Source organism: Streptomyces sp. NPDC048018, from assembly GCF_043202995.1.
Lineage (GTDB): Bacteria > Actinomycetota > Actinomycetes > Streptomycetales > Streptomycetaceae > Streptomyces.
Window position 1 is genome coordinate 372,617 of the sequence record NZ_JBIDBK010000002.1, and the last position, 13,962, is coordinate 386,578.

Annotated in this window: 14 protein-coding genes; 6 read left to right on the forward strand and 8 right to left on the reverse strand. The window is 74.2% G+C overall.

The window, feature by feature from the left end; translation table 11 throughout:
- Nucleotides 1-35: 35 nt before the first annotated feature.
- Nucleotides 36-836 carry an alpha/beta hydrolase gene (locus tag ACGF1Z_RS07535; protein WP_393001006.1) on the forward strand — a complete coding sequence of 267 codons (801 nt, stop codon included), beginning with the start codon at nucleotides 36-38 and terminating at the stop codon, nucleotides 834-836.
- The gene (locus ACGF1Z_RS07540; RefSeq protein WP_393001008.1) at nucleotides 829-1,530 is read left to right on the forward strand and encodes a hypothetical protein; all 702 of its coding nucleotides are present in this window, start codon (nucleotides 829-831) and stop codon (nucleotides 1,528-1,530) included. The genes ACGF1Z_RS07535 and ACGF1Z_RS07540 overlap by 8 nt, the downstream gene beginning before the upstream one ends.
- A 31-nt stretch (nucleotides 1,531-1,561) precedes the next feature.
- On the opposite strand, the gene ACGF1Z_RS07545 is transcribed toward ACGF1Z_RS07540, so the two are convergent.
- The 6 genes from ACGF1Z_RS07545 to ACGF1Z_RS07570 all read right to left on the reverse strand — a co-directional run bounded on the left by ACGF1Z_RS07545 (nucleotide 1,562) and on the right by ACGF1Z_RS07570 (nucleotide 6,445).
- Entirely contained in the window at nucleotides 1,562-2,329 is a 768-nt protein-coding gene (locus ACGF1Z_RS07545; RefSeq protein ID WP_393001010.1) for an endonuclease/exonuclease/phosphatase family protein, read from the reverse strand.
- Nucleotides 2,330-2,421: 92 nt separating this feature from the next.
- Entirely contained in the window at nucleotides 2,422-3,363 is a 942-nt protein-coding gene (locus tag ACGF1Z_RS07550) for an ROK family glucokinase (RefSeq protein WP_393001012.1), read from the reverse strand.
- A gap of 66 nt (nucleotides 3,364-3,429) precedes the next feature.
- Nucleotides 3,430-3,891 carry a DUF5304 domain-containing protein gene (locus ACGF1Z_RS07555; protein ID WP_393001014.1) on the reverse strand — a complete coding sequence of 154 codons (462 nt, stop codon included), beginning with the start codon at nucleotides 3,889-3,891 and terminating at the stop codon, nucleotides 3,430-3,432.
- Nucleotides 3,892-3,942: 51 nt separating this feature from the next.
- A complete protein-coding gene (locus ACGF1Z_RS07560; protein WP_393001016.1) occupies nucleotides 3,943-5,064 on the reverse strand; it encodes an ArsA family ATPase in 1,122 nt (373 codons plus the stop codon).
- A 112-nt stretch (nucleotides 5,065-5,176) separates the two neighbouring features.
- Nucleotides 5,177-5,620 carry an SRPBCC family protein gene (locus ACGF1Z_RS07565; RefSeq protein WP_393001018.1) on the reverse strand — a complete coding sequence of 148 codons (444 nt, stop codon included), beginning with the start codon at nucleotides 5,618-5,620 and terminating at the stop codon, nucleotides 5,177-5,179.
- Between the two features lie 69 nt (nucleotides 5,621-5,689).
- Nucleotides 5,690-6,445, reverse strand: a complete 756-nt coding sequence (locus tag ACGF1Z_RS07570) for a metallophosphoesterase (RefSeq protein ID WP_393002417.1) — start codon at nucleotides 6,443-6,445, stop codon at nucleotides 5,690-5,692.
- Nucleotides 6,446-6,716: 271 nt separating this feature from the next.
- Between ACGF1Z_RS07570 and ACGF1Z_RS07575 the strand changes: the two genes are divergently transcribed.
- Both ACGF1Z_RS07575 and ACGF1Z_RS07580 read left to right on the forward strand, forming a co-directional pair.
- Nucleotides 6,717-8,513 carry an AMP-dependent synthetase/ligase gene (locus tag ACGF1Z_RS07575; RefSeq protein ID WP_393001020.1) on the forward strand — a complete coding sequence of 599 codons (1,797 nt, stop codon included), beginning with the start codon at nucleotides 6,717-6,719 and terminating at the stop codon, nucleotides 8,511-8,513.
- Between the two features lie 137 nt (nucleotides 8,514-8,650).
- Nucleotides 8,651-9,181 carry a hypothetical protein gene (locus ACGF1Z_RS07580; protein ID WP_393001022.1) on the forward strand — a complete coding sequence of 177 codons (531 nt, stop codon included), beginning with the start codon at nucleotides 8,651-8,653 and terminating at the stop codon, nucleotides 9,179-9,181.
- A gap of 283 nt (nucleotides 9,182-9,464) precedes the next feature.
- On the opposite strand, the gene ACGF1Z_RS07585 is transcribed toward ACGF1Z_RS07580, so the two are convergent.
- Nucleotides 9,465-10,607: a glycosyltransferase family 4 protein gene (locus tag ACGF1Z_RS07585; RefSeq protein ID WP_393001024.1), complete on the reverse strand. Its 1,143-nt coding sequence runs from the start codon at nucleotides 10,605-10,607 to the stop codon at nucleotides 9,465-9,467.
- Nucleotides 10,608-10,694: 87 nt separating this feature from the next.
- Here ACGF1Z_RS07585 and ACGF1Z_RS07590 point away from each other — a divergent pair, with 87 nt between their 5' ends.
- The gene (locus ACGF1Z_RS07590) at nucleotides 10,695-11,969 is read left to right on the forward strand and encodes a glycosyltransferase 87 family protein (RefSeq protein ID WP_393001026.1); all 1,275 of its coding nucleotides are present in this window, start codon (nucleotides 10,695-10,697) and stop codon (nucleotides 11,967-11,969) included.
- On the opposite strand, the gene ACGF1Z_RS07595 is transcribed toward ACGF1Z_RS07590, so the two are convergent.
- Nucleotides 11,927-13,285 (reverse strand): MATE family efflux transporter, encoded by a 1,359-nt coding sequence (locus ACGF1Z_RS07595; protein ID WP_393001028.1) that lies wholly within the window; start codon nucleotides 13,283-13,285, stop codon nucleotides 11,927-11,929. The two genes, ACGF1Z_RS07590 and ACGF1Z_RS07595, sit on opposite strands and share 43 nt — an antisense overlap.
- Before the next feature lie 98 nt (nucleotides 13,286-13,383).
- Between ACGF1Z_RS07595 and ACGF1Z_RS07600 the strand changes: the two genes are divergently transcribed.
- The gene (locus tag ACGF1Z_RS07600; protein WP_393001030.1) at nucleotides 13,384-13,959 is read left to right on the forward strand and encodes a PadR family transcriptional regulator; all 576 of its coding nucleotides are present in this window, start codon (nucleotides 13,384-13,386) and stop codon (nucleotides 13,957-13,959) included.
- Nucleotides 13,960-13,962 lie beyond the last annotated feature (3 nt).

Here is a 13,962-nt window from a genome sequence, read left to right on the forward strand (position 1 = left end):
GCGCGGTCCGGAGTCGAACCCGAACAGGAGACCCCGTGCCGGTCCTTCCTGGAGCCGAACCGTACCGCCACGAGGGCGGAGAGGTCGGCGTCCTCCTCTGTCACGGATTCACCGGTTCCCCGCAGTCGCTGCGCCCCTGGGCCGAGTACCTGGCCGCGCGCGGACTGACGGTGTCGCTGCCGCTGCTGCCCGGGCACGGCACGCGCTGGCAGGACATGCAGCTCACCACGTGGCACGACTGGTACGCCGAGGTGGACCGCGAGCTGCGGGAGCTGACCGCGCGCTGCGAGCGGGTCTTCGTCATGGGCCTGTCCATGGGCGGCGCGCTGACCCTGCGGCTCGCGGCGAGGCACGGCGACGCGGTCAGCGGCATCGTGCTCGTCAACCCGGGCAACAAGGTGCACGGCCTCGCGGCGTACGCGCTGCCCGTCGTCCGCCACCTCGTGCCCTCCACCAAGGGCATCGCCAGCGACATCGCCCGGGACGGCGTGACCGAGGTCGGCTACGACCGGGTCCCGCTGCACGCCGCGCACTCGCTGCGGCGCTTCTTCCAGGTCGTCGACGCGGAGCTGCCGCAGGTCACCCAGCCGGTGCTGCTGCTGCACAGCCCGCAGGACCACGTCGTGCCGCCGGCCGACTCGGCGCGGGTGCTCAGCCGGGTCTCCTCGACGGACGTCAAGGAGGTCCTGCTGGAACAGAGCTGGCACGTGGCGACGTTGGACCACGACGCGGAGCGGATTTTCGAGGAGAGCTGGGCCTTCGTGACCCGGCTCGCTCCGGAACTCGTCGGCGAGAACGCCGGGAAGACCGAGAAGGGAAGCGCGAGCGGTGGCTGAACAGCAGGACGGGGAGCGCGAGCCGCAGCCCATCGACGAGGCGGCGGCCTGGGCCGCGATCGTCGCCGGGTACGGCGAGGAGCCCGCGGACCCTCCCGGTGCGCGCCCCTTCCGTCCGGTGGAGGACCTGGCGCTCCCCGAGATGCCGGAGGAGGACGGGGCCGTGGCCTCCGCGACCCGCACGGCCCCGGAGGCCCCGGGTACGCCTGACACCCCGGACGCCCAGGGCACCCCGGGCACCCAGGGCACCGCGGGCGCCGCCGACACCCCGGCGGCCGCGGACAAGCCGGACAAGTTCCGGAAGCCCGAGGCCCCCGGCGAGCCGGACCGGCCCGCCCTGGGCTCGTCCGTCGTCTTCGCCCCGGGGGTGGGCCTGGGCGGCGGCCCCCGTGACTACGCGCCGCCCGAGCCGGACGAGTCCGCCGGCACGGGCGACGAGGGCCACTTCGTGCCCCCGGAGCCGCCGCCGCTGCCGGAGGCCGACACCACGACGCGGTTCGCCTGGCTCGCGGTGGTCGGCGGCCCGGTCCTGATGCTGCTCGCCGTCCTCCTCCAGTGGGACATGACCTGGTGGCTGACCACGGTGTGCGTGGGCGGCTTCCTGGGCGGCTTCGTCACCCTGGTGGCCCGGATGAAGCACGACGACGAGGACGACGACGGCTTCGACGACCCCGGTCGGGGCGCCGTGGTGTAGCCCCCGGCCCTGTTGACGGCGCCCGTGGCGACTACACCCGGGCCCCGGGCACACGGACCACCGCCAGCACCGGCAGGTGGTCCGTCGCCGTTCTCAGGTCCCGCGCGTCGAGGTCCCGCGGGACCCCGCAGGCGAGGAACTCGACGCCCGGGGTGGCCAGCACCGCGTCGATGCGACGGTCCGGGGCGGTGACCGGCCAGGTCTGCTCCCCGCCCCAGGGCGCGGTCGCCCAGCCGTCCTGGAGCTCCTTCGTCAGACGGGTCCAGGCGCGCCCGCCGGGGCGTTCGTTGAGGTCGCCGGCCACGATCACATACGGGGTCCCGAGGGCGGCCACGCGGTCCAGGAGGAGACCCGCCTGGGCGTGCCGCTCCTCCTCCTGGAGGCTCAGATGGCAGCTGACCAGACCGATCCGCGCGCCGCCGAAGCGCACCACGGCGGTGGCCAGGCCACGCCGGTGCAGGCCCGGGGTGAGCGGCAGGAGGACGTCCTCGGTGCGTTCCACGGTGGCCCGCAGCGAGCACAGCAGCAGCGGCCCTGCGGCGGTGGCGCCGCCGCTCAGGACGACGAGTTCGCTCTTGGCGGCGAGCCGCGCCGCGTGCTTGCGCCAGCGGAAGAAGCGGGGCGCCTCCTGGACGAGGACGAGGTCCGGGGCGCAGGCCCGGATCACCCGGGCCAGGGCGTCCTCGTCGTCGCGCATCGAGCGCACGTTGTAGGAGAGGATCCGGAGGACGGCCGAACCGTCGGGATCGGTACGGGAGTTGGGCAACTCTCCGACCGCGCCGTTCGCACTGATCGCCATGGGGCCCACGATAGGCGCGGTGCCCGCCGCGCCCCAGAGGGCGCGACGGGCACCGTCGCGACGAACCTGCCGGGCGTCCGCCCGGCGCCTGCTCAGCCCTGGCGGGCCAGGTCGGCCGCGCCCACCAGACCGGCCTTGTTGCCCAGCTGCGCGGCGAGCACCTGGGCGTGCGGACGCCACTGGCCGCCGATCAGCCAGCGCCGGAAGGACTTGCGGATCGGGTCGAGCACGAGCTCGCCCTCGTCCGAGACGCCGCCGCCGACGATGAAGGCCGACGGGTCGAACAGCGACGCGAGGTCCGCGAGGCCGGCTCCGGCCCAGCGGGCGAGCTCGCGGAAGGAGTCGCGGGCCACGGGGTCGCCCGCCCGGGCGGCCTCGCTGACGTGCTTGCCCTGGATGCCCTCGGGAGTGCCGTCGCCGAGCGCGAGCAGCGCCTTCGCGTTCTCGGGGGTGGCGGCGGCGCGCTGCTTCGCGTAGCGCACGAGGGCCCGGCCGGAGGCGTACTGCTCCCAGCAGCCCTGGCTGCCGCAGCCGCACAGCAGACCGTCGGGGACGACCCGGATGTGGCCGAACTCGGCGGCCACGCCGAAGCGGCCGCGGCGCAGCTTGTTGCCGATGATGATGCCGCCGCCGAGGCCGGTGCCGAGCGTGATGCAGATGACGTCCTCGTGGCCCTGGCCGGCGCCGAAGCGGTACTCGCCCCAGGCCGCCGCGTTGGCGTCGTTCTCGACGACGACGGGGAGCCCGACCCGCTGCTCGACCTTGTCCTTCAGCGGCTCGTGCCGCCAGTCGATGTTCGGCGCGAAGAGGACGGTGGCGCGCTTGTCGTCGACGTAGCCCGCGGCTCCGATGCCGACGGCCTCGATCTGGTACCCCTTGCCGGCCTCGGAGACCGCGGCGCAGATCGCGTCGACGATGCCTTCGGGGGTCGGCGGGGTGGGCACGGTGTGCGTGTCGAGGATGTTGCCCTCCTCGTCGACCACGCCGGCCGCGATCTTGGTGCCGCCGATGTCGACGCCGATGGTGAGTCCCATGTGTCCCTCAGTTTTCGGTCGAGCCCCGCTAGGGCCCACCGTACCCGAGGAGGGCGCCCCTCCTGATCAGTCCAGGTCGATGTGCTGCCCGGTCGCGGGGCCCTCGTCCGGTCCCTCGTCCTCGGCTCCGGCGTCCTTGCGGCCCTTGCCCTCGGCCTCCGCGCCGGTCGCCTGCCGGCTGTCGCCGCGGGTCCAGCGGGCCTCCTGGCCCTGGACGGCGGAGCGGTAGGCGGCGAGGAGCTCGTTCCCGGCGGCGGCGAGGTGGTCGAAGACCTGCGGGTTGCGCTCGATGACGGGCTCGACGAGGGCCTTCGCCTGGTTGACCACCTGGTGGACGGTGGCGGCGGCCTGACCCTCGGCGAGCGAGCCGCCGAAGGTGCCGCCCAGCTTGTCGGCCACGGCCTCGAAGAGCTTGCGGAACTCCTCGGCCGGAGTGCCGGGCTCCTCCCCGCGGCGGGCGCGGCGGCGGGCCTTCTCGGCCTCCAGGTCCTCGGCGCAGGCGTCGGCCCAGGCGTCCGAATCGCTCATGGCGTACTCCTTAGGGCTTCTACGGTCGACGGTACACGCCTCGTGCGCCGGTCAGGAATCGCTCCTCGGCCAGAGCCCGGGGTCGGGGGTGAAACGGATGCGCAGGTCGCCGTCGACGAGACCGGCGCCGGAGACGGTGCAGCGGCGCAGGACGGCGGGCAGCGGCACGGCGCGGCGGAACGGGCCGACGGAGAGGAGGAGTTCGTCGCCGCGGCGGACGAGGGAGAGCCCGTCCTTGACGGCGCCGGGCAGCGGGACGTGCCAGACGAGGATGCCGTCCCCGGCCCGGCGGTCCTCGACGGTCCAGGCGGGCGCGGCCGGGGGCGCGGCGGGCTCCGGTACGGCGAGCAGGACCAGGTCGTCGGATCCGCGCGGGGCCCGGCCCAGGTGGGGCAGCTCGTACAGCCCGGGGTGGGCCTCGCGGAGGGCGGCGAGGTGGCGGTGCTGCTCGGCGGCGAGGCCGGCGAACCAGGGGTCGGGCGAGTCGGCGGGCAGCACGCGGTTGGCGACGACGGTGTCGAGGGCGAGTCCCTGGAGGGCGAGGCCGAGCCGGGCGGTGCGCAGCGCCTCCGCGGCGCCGGGACCGGGCTCGACGACGAGCCGGACGGTGGTGTGCGGGGAGTCGACGACCTTCTGCACGGCGGCCAGTTCGGCCTCCCAGCGGGCGGTGGTCTCGTAGAGCCACTGCGCGGGCAGCGGTACGCCGGCGAGCTGGGCGAGCATCGGGCGCAGGGCGCGGGCGGCCTGGCGTTCGGGCGGCAGGAGGCGGCGCAGATAGCGGCGGAGCTGCTCGGGCAGGGCGAGCAGGGCGAGCGCCTCGCGGACGGGCGGCAGCTCGACCACGGCGAGGTCCCAGTCGCCCGCTGCGGCGTCGCGCAGGGCGCGCAGCAGCGCGAAGTGCCCGCTGCCGGGGAGCTCGGTCAGCTCGGCGTCCTCGAAGGGCGCGGCGCCGAGCAGGTCGAAGGCGACGCCGGTCCGGGCCTGCAGGGCGAGGAACTCGCGCCGGAAGTCCGCGGCGGCGTCGGGCCGGACCACCCGCGGTCCGTCCGGTTCGCCGGCGTCCTCCGACACCAACAGCACACGCCGCCCGGCCCGGGCCTCGGCGAGGGCGGTGCCGGCGGCCACCGCGGTCCGCCCGGCGCCGCCGGTCCCGGTCACAAGAATGATCCGCATGCGCCGACGGTACCGGCGCGCCAGGACATCTCACGCCCCCGGTCCGGGCGCCCCCGGGATCGCGGAGGCGCGGGAGCCCCCGGCCCCGCTGCGGCTCCCGGCGGGCGGGGGGCTACTTCGGGGACTCGACGCGCTTCTTCAGACCCGCGAGGGCGCGGTCGATGATGACCTTCTCCGCCTTGCGCTTGATCATGCCCAGCATCGGGATCTTGACGTCGACCGTGAGCTGGTAGGTGACCTCGGTCCGGGTGCCGGAGCCGGCCGGGGTGAGGCGGTAGGAGCCGTCGAGCGCACGGAGCATCTGGGACTTGACGAGGGTCCAGGACACCTCGTTGTCGCCGGTCCAGGTGTAGGCGAGGGTGTGGTCGTCCTTGATCGCACCGGCGTCGAGGAGCAGGCGGACTTTCTCGGCGCGGCCGGCGGCGTCGGTGTCGAGGACCTCGGCCTCCTTCACCTCGCCCGTCCACTCGGGGTAGCGGGCGAAGTCGGCGATGACGCTCATGACCTCGGCCGGGGCCGCCTCGATGGTGATGCTCGAGCTGGTGTGTTCCGCCATCGCGGGGGCTCCTCGTATGGACGCGATCCGTGTCTGCGTGCAGGCTATCGCGCCGCCGTCACGGGCCCGTCACCACTCCAGGCTCCACGGGCGCCCGGTGGCGGCGAAGTGGCCGACGTTGACGCACTCCGTCGCGCCGATCCGCATGCGGCGCACCAGCGGCTGGTGGACGTGGCCGAAGAGGGCGTAGCGCGGGCGGACGCGGTGGATGGCGTCGAGGAGGGCGCGGCTGCCGCGCTCGAAGCGGCGGGCGACGGTGTCGTACGTGAGCTCGGGGACGTCCGGCGGGATGTGGGAGCAGAGCACGTCGACCTCGCCGAGGGCCTCGACCTTGGCGGCGTACTCCTCGTCGGAGATCTCGTACGGGGTCCTCATCGGGGTGCGCAGGCCGCCGCCCACGAAGCCGAGGACGAGACCGCCGAGCTCGATCCGGTCGCCGTCGAGGACGGTGGTGCCGGGGCTGGCGTACTCGGGCCAGAGGTGGGGGACGTCGACGTTGCCGTAGGTGGCGTACGTGGGCGTGGGGAAGGCGGCGAACAGCTCCGCGTACTGCCGGCGGACGGCCGCCTCGATGGCCGTGGCGCGGTCCATGTCCAGTTCCGCCCACAGCCGGCGGCCCAGGTCGCGGGCCTCGTCGAAGCGGCGGGCGGTGCGCAGCTCGACGATCAGGTCGGCGTTCTCGACGCCGAAGAGGTCGGGGAAGATGCCCCGGCTGTGGTCGGCGTAGTCCAGGAAGAGCACCAGGTCGCCGAGGCATATCAGGGCGTCGGCGCCCTCCCCCGCCTTGGCGAGGGCTTCCGTGTTGCCGTGCACGTCGCTGACCACGTTGATCCTCATGGCGTCAGCCTAGGCGGTGCGACCTGCGGTTACTTGGGAGTCGGGAAAGCGGTGGACTACTGTGCGCCAAGGAACGCCTTACATGTGTGACGCACGGAACATCTGGCCTGACCCCCCTATCGGGAACCCCGTACTGATGGGTAACGTCCGGGCAGTCCACAGTCGTGCTCACCCCCACACAGAGCACCTGCCCGATCATGGACCGCACCGGCGCGTCACACAGAGTCGTGGCGTCGGCGCCCGATGAGGAGCAGCAGTCTTGCGCGAGTTCAGCCTTCCGGCCCTGTACGAGGTCCCCACGGACGGCAATCTGACGGATCTCATCCGCCGCAACGCCTCCCAGCACCCAGATGTCGCCGTGATGGGACGCAAGGTCGCCGGGGCCTGGACGGACGTCACCGCGAAGCAGTTCCTCGCCGAGGTCCGGGGTGCGGCGAAGGGCCTGATCGCGGCCGGCGTCGAGCCGGGCGAGCGCGTCGCCCTGCTGTCCCGCACCCGCTACGAGTGGGTGCTCCTGGACTTCGCGATCTGGAGCGCCGGCGCGGTGACCGTGCCCGTGTACGAGACCAGCTCGCCGGAGCAGATCCAGTGGATCCTCGGCGACTCGGGCGCGTCCCTGGCGCTCGTCGAGACCCCGGCGCACGAGGCCTCGGTCGAGTCGGTGCGGGCGGGCCTGCCCGGTCTGAAGAGCGTCCGGCAGATCGAGGCGGACGCCGTCGCCCGGCTCACCGCCGAGGGCGCGGACGTCTCCGACGAGGAGCTCGACCGCCGGATGTCGATCGCGCACGCGGACGACCCGGCGACGATCGTCTACACCTCGGGCACCACCGGCCGCCCCAAGGGCTGCGTGCTGACCCACCGCGCCTTCTTCGCGGAGTGCGGCAACGTCGTCGAGCGGCTGAAGCCGCTCTTCCGTACCGGCGAGTGCTCGGTGCTGCTGTTCCTGCCGGCGGCGCACGTCTTCGGCCGGCTGGTCGAGGTCGCCTCGGTGATGGCGCCGATCAAGCTGGGCTGCGTGCCCGACATCAAGAACCTCACCGACGAGCTGGCGGCCTTCCGGCCGACGCTGATCCTCGGTGTGCCGCGGGTCTTCGAGAAGGTCTACAACTCGGCCCGGGCGAAGGCGCAGGCCGACGGCAAGGGCAAGATCTTCGACAAGGCCGCGCACACGGCCATCGCGTACAGCCGCGCCCTCGGCACCCCGCAGGGCCCGTCCCTCGGCCTGAAGCTGAAGCACAAGGTCTTCGACAAGCTGGTCTTCAGCAAGCTGCGCGCGGTGCTCGGCGGACGCGGCGAGTACGCGATCTCCGGCGGCGCGCCGCTCGGCGAGCGGCTCGGGCACTTCTTCCGCGGCATCGGCTTCACCGTCCTGGAGGGCTACGGCCTGACCGAGTCGTGCGCGGCCACCGCGTTCAACCCGTGGGACCGGCAGAAGATCGGCACGGTCGGCCAGCCGCTGCCGGGCTCGGTGGTGCGGATCGCCGACGACGGCGAGGTGCTGCTGCACGGCGAGCACATCTTCTCGGGCTACTGGAACAACGAGGCCGCGACGGCCGAGGCGCTGGCGGACGGCTGGTTCCACACCGGCGACATCGGCACCCTCGACGAGGACGGCTACCTCGCGATCACGGGCCGCAAGAAGGAGATCCTGGTGACGGCGGGCGGCAAGAACGTCGCCCCGGCGGTCATCGAGGACCGGATCCGGGCCCACGCGCTGGTCGCCGAGTGCATGGTGGTCGGCGACGGACGCCCCTTCGTGGGCGCGCTCGTCACCGTCGACGAGGAGTTCCTGGGCCGCTGGGCGGCGGAGCACGGCAAGCCGGCCGGCTCCACCGCGGCCTCGCTGCGCGAGGACGCGGACCTGATCGCCGAGGTCCAGCGCGCGGTGGACGACGGCAACGCGGCGGTCTCGAAGGCGGAGTCGGTGCGGAAGTTCCGTATCCTGTCGGCGCAGTTCACGGAGGAGGCGGGCCACATCACCCCGTCCCTGAAGCTGAAGCGCAACGTCGTGGCGAAGGACTTCGCCGACGAGATCGAGGCGATCTACCGGGCCTGACGGCTCTTCGGAACGCCCCCGGCGGGCCCGTGTCACGGGCCGGCCGGGGGCGTTCGCGCGCGTCAGGGCCGGAATGGTCAATTCCGCACACACGGCCACACACGGCACACACGGCACACACGAGACGAAAGGCAGTCATGCGGCTCCAGCGCACCACCGCCGCCCTGGGCGCGGCCCTCACCTCCCTGGTCGTCCTGACCGGGTGCAGCAGTTCCTGGGGAGAGGACGCCGGCCTGCCCGCGGCCGGCGACATGGGGGCGATCGAGAAGCTCGTCGGCTCGCACACGATGTGCAGCGACCTGCGCACGGGCACGGGCGACAGCGGCGCCATGGGCACCGAGACCAAGGACCCGGCCTGGGCGATCAAGGAGCGCGGGGTGTGCGGCGACGACGCCCGTGACACCGTCACGCTGCTGTCGGTCTCCGACATGGAGAAGTTCCAGGAGACCGCCAAGAAGGCCGCGGAGGCCGGCCACGCCACCCGCTTCCTGCTGGGCCAGGACTTCGCGCTGGTCGCGGGCGACGAGCCCACCGCCAAGGCCCTGCTGAAGTCGGACGTGCTGCTCTTCACCTGCGAGAAGGGCTTCAAGGTGCCCGACGGCTACCGCAGCGAGAAGCTCCTCGTCGACGGCTGCGCGCTGACCGACTACGTGCCGAGCCAGGCCTAGGCCCGGCCGCGGGGGCCGGGGCCGCGGCGGTCGGGGTCGCGGCGGTCGGGGTCGCGGGCGGCCGGCTCCCGGCCGCGGCGCCCCCACGGCCGTGCCCAGGGCCGGACGGCGGCCGGATGAACCGACCCGGCACCACGACCCGGCCCCACGACCCGGCGACGGCGACGGCGACCGCCCCGAACCGGCCCCCGGGCCGCTCGGATACCGCCCGAACCGGCCCCCGGGCCGCTCGGTTACCGCCCGAGCCGGCCCCACGGCCGGCCGGCAGGCCGCCGGGGCCGGCTCAGAGCAGTTCCCTGAGGCGGTCGGCCAGCAGGTCCCAGCGCCAGCGCTCCTCGACCCACCGCCGGCCGCGCTCGCCCATGCGGGCGCGCAGCTCCGGGTCGAGCAGCAGGGTGGCGACGCGGTCGGCGGTCTCCTCGGGGACGCCGCCCCGGACCACCCAGCCGGTCTCGCCGTCGAGCACCGCGTCGGGCGCCCCGCCCGAGTCGCCCGCCACGACCGGCAGGCCGGTCGCGGACGCCTCCAGGTAGACGATGCCCAGGCCCTCGACGTCGAGGCCGCCGCGCCGGGTGCGGCAGGGCATGGCGAAGACGTCGCCCGCCCCGTAGTGCGCGGGCAGCTCCGACCACGGCACCGCGCCGGTGAAGCGTACGGATCCGGCCACGCCGGTCGAGCCGGCGAGCTTGCGCAGCTCCTGCTCGTACGGGCCCCCGCCGACGATCAGCAGGACCGCGTCGGGCACCCGGCGCAGGATCTCCGGCATGGCGAGGATCAGCGTGTCCTGGCCCTTGCGCGGCACGAGCCGGGAGACGCAGACGACCACCGGGCGGTCGCTGAGCCCGAGCCGCTCGCGCACCTCGGCGCCGCCCGAGTCGGGGTGGAAGGTCTTCTCGTCGACACCCGGCGTGAGCTGCGTCATCCGCCCGGCCGCGGCCGGACCGAGGGCGCCCGCGATCCGGGAACGGGTGTACTCGCCGAGGTAGGTGAGGGTGTCGGTGCCCTCGCCGATCCGCCGCAGCAGCTGCCGGGCGGCCGGCAGCTGGGCCCAGCCCGCCTCGTGGCCGTGCGTGGTGGCGACCAGCCGCCGTGCGCCGACCCGGCGCAGGGCCGGCGCCATCAGGCCGAGCGGGGCCGCCGCGCCGAACCACACCGACTCGCAGCCGTGCTCGCGCAGCAGCGCCGTCGCCCGGGCGGTGACCCGAGGAGTCGGCAGCAGCATGGTGGTGCGGTCGCGGACGACCGTGAAAGGCTGTTCCGCGTCGAACGCGGCAGTCGCCTCGATCCCTTCCCGGCTGCGCTTCCAGGTGGAGGCGTAGACCACGATCCGCTCGGGATCCAGGCGCAGCGCCATGTTGTGCAGGAAGGCCTGGATTCCGCCGGGGCGCGGCGGAAAGTCGTTCGTTACGATCAGGGTCTTGTGCATCGTGGGCGACAGTACCCTGGTCGCGCCTCCAGCCCGGCACCACCACCTCCGCCCCCGGCGGACCGACAGGACAGGAACAGGTCAGGTATGACGGGCACGGAGGGGACGGTGTCGCACGACGGTCTGCGCAAGCCGATAGGTCTGTGGGCCCTGACCCGCGTCCTGATCCTGCTGTGCGTCTTCAAGGTCGTGGTCATCCCCGGCCCGGACGTCACCAGCGACGTCGAGGAGATCTACCAGGGCTGGTACGAGATCCTCAGGACCGGTACCTATCCGCTGGACGACGTCACCTGGCAGTACCCGCCGGCCGCCGCGCTGGCGATCCTCGCGCCCGCCCTGATGCCGTTCCTCGGCTACTCGTCGGCCTTCTTCGTGTGCGCGCTGCTCTGCGACGCGGTCGTCTTCGGGCTCCTCCTGTACACGGGGCGGCGGCCCAGCCGCTCGATGCGCGGGGCGTGGCTGTGGCTGGCGGGGGTGCCGCTGCTCGGACCGACCGCGTACTCCCGGTACGACCTGATGGTGACGGCCGTGGCGGTGGCGGGCCTGCTCGCGGCGCTGCGCAGCCCGGCCGTGCTCGGCGCGCTCGCGGGCTTCGGGGCGACGCTGAAGGTCTGGCCGGTCCTGGTGCTCGCGGGGACGGCGCGCGGCCGGGCCACCGTCCGCTCCTGGGCCACGGCCGTGGGCGCGACGGCGGGCGTGCTCGCGCTGTGCGTCCTGGCGGCGCCGGGGGCGCTGGCGTTCCTGGGCTTCCAGCGGGACCGGGGCACCGAGGTGGAGTCGCTGGGCGCGCTGGTCTTCCACGTGGCCAAGCACTTCGGGTGGCCGGGCGAGGCGCGGATGAACTACGGCTCGATCGAGTTCCTCGGCCCGGGCGTCCCGGTGGTGTCGACGGCGGCGATGCTGCTGACGTTCGCCGCCTTCGGCTGGCTGCTCGTGTGGCGGCTGCGGGCCCGCCGCCACACGACCACGACCACGGCGGACGCGGCCTTCGTGGCGGTGCTGCTGTTCACGACGACGAGCCGGGTGATCAGTCCGCAGTACATGCTCTGGCTGGTGGGGGTCGCCGCGGTGTGCCTGGTGTACCGGGCGAGCCGGATGCGCCGGCCCGCGTACCTGGTGCTGTGGGCGACGGCGGTGACGCAGTTCGAGTTCCCGGTGTGGTTCTCGCACGTCTCGCACAGCGACCCGCTGGGCATCGCGCTGCTCCTCGTACGCAACGGACTGCTCGTCGCGGCCTCCGTCTCCGCCTGCCGGATCCTGTGGCGGCAGACGGTCACGGAGCCGCGGCTGGAGGCGCTGGGCCCGGTGCGGATCCCGGCTCAGGCGGACAGGGAGAAGGACCGGGTGTCGGTCCCGTCCTGAGCGGCGGCCCGCGCGGTCCGGCGGCGCAGCACCCCGAGGGCGGCGCACTGGGCGCCCATCGCGAGGGCCATGGCCAGACAGATCCCGGCGAGCCCGAGGCCGGCCGAGAGCGCGTGGGCGAGCGGCAGCTGGAGCAGCACGCCGGCGACGGTGATGCGGGCGAGCTTCGGTGAGTCGCCGCTGCCCTCGAAGACCCCGGCGAGGGCGATGAACCCGGCCATGAGCAGCAGGTAGGGGCCGAGGCAGCGCAGGAACAGCGCGCCCGCCCCGGCGACGGCGGGCTCGGCGCCGAAGCCGCGCATCACCGGACCCGCGGCGATCAGCAGCAGGACGGCCGCGCCCGCGCCGAGCAGCCCGCCGAGGAGGAGGGCCTGCCGGCCGACGGCCCCGCGCCGGTCCTCTCCGGCGCCGATCAGGTGCGCGGTGTGGATGGCGGCGGCCTGGCGGACGGCGTAGAAGGCCATGGTGGCGACGTACATGGCCTTGGTGGCGATGCCGTACGCGGCGATCTCGGTGACGCCGAGCCGGGCGACGACGGAGACGAGGGCGAGCGCGCCTGCCATGCGGACGACGAAGTCGACGGACATGGGCAGGCCGAGGGCGGCGGTGCGGCGCAGGGCGGCGGCGGTGCCGCCGGCCGGGCGGGTCGCGCGGGCGGCCTTCAGGTGCGCGTTGCGGCGCAGCGCGAGGAGTCCGGCGGCGAGGGCCGCGGTGCGTCCGAGGACGGTGGAGAGGGCGGCGCCCTGCACTCCGTGAGCGTGGACGAGGAACGGGTCGAGGACGAGGATCAGCCCGTTGGCGAGGAAGGCGAGCCGCATGGGGGTGCGGGTGTCGCCGGTGCCCTTGAGGACGCCGTCCAGGACCGTCGTGGCGAAGAACAGGGCCGTGCCCGGGAGCGAGATCGCGAAGTAGGCGGTGGCGAGGCCGTGCGCGGGGTGGCCGGTGCCGCCGAGCAGCAGCGCGGCGAGCGGGTCGCGCAGCAGATAGCCGCCGAGGGCGACGGGCGGGACGAGCAGGGCGCCGAGGGCGGCGCCGCCGCGCACGGCGGAGCGCAGCGCGCCGGGGTCGTCGGCGCCTCTGGCCCGCGCAACGAGCACGGTGGTGCCGGAGGCGGCCATGAGGACCACGCCGAGCAGCAGGTTCTCGACGTTGGTGGCCACGGCGACGGCGGCGACGGCGGCTCCGCCGAGCCGGGCGACCCAGACCATGTTGATGATCCCGGCGGCGACTCCGGCGAGCAGTTCGAGGTAGACGGGCCCGGCGAGCCGGACGAGCGTGCGGCGGTGCGCGGCGGCGGTCGCGGTGACGGCACTCATGGACGGTTCCCCCTCGTTTCGCTGTACCTCGATTCGAGGTAGCTCGAAAAGAGGTAGCATGCCGTGGGGGCGCCCGACAAGTGCGAAGGAGCAGAACGGTGCTGGAGTTGTCGATCCTCGGCTTCCTCTACGAGCGGCCGCTGCACGGCTACGAGCTCAAGGAACGCATCCAGGGCCTGAGCGGCCACGTCCGCCCGGTCAGCGACGGCGCGCTCTACCCCGCGATCACCCGGCTGGTGAAGAACGGCCTGGTCGACAGCCACACGGAGCCGGGCGCCGGCGCGGCCCCGCGGCGCACCCTCTCGCTGACCGGCGCGGGGCGGGCGGAGCTGCTCGCCCGGCTGCGCTCCCCCAAGGACGCCGAGATCACCGACGGCCAGCGCTTCTTCACCCTGCTCGCCTTCCTGGGCCTGCTCCCCGACCCGGCGGAGCAGGCCGCGGTGCTGCGCCGCCGCAAGGCGTTCCTGGACGCCCCCGCCAGCTTCTTCTACGCGGAGGGCACACCGGTCCGTGCCGAGGACGAGCCCGACCCGTTCCGCCGCGGGATGCTCCGGATCGCCCGCGCCACCGGCACGGAGGAGAAGGCCTGGCTCGCCGAGACCCTGGCCGACCTGGACCGCCGGGCGGCGGCGGGCCCGGGGGCACCCGGCGGGCCGGCGCCGCGGCGGCCCTGAACG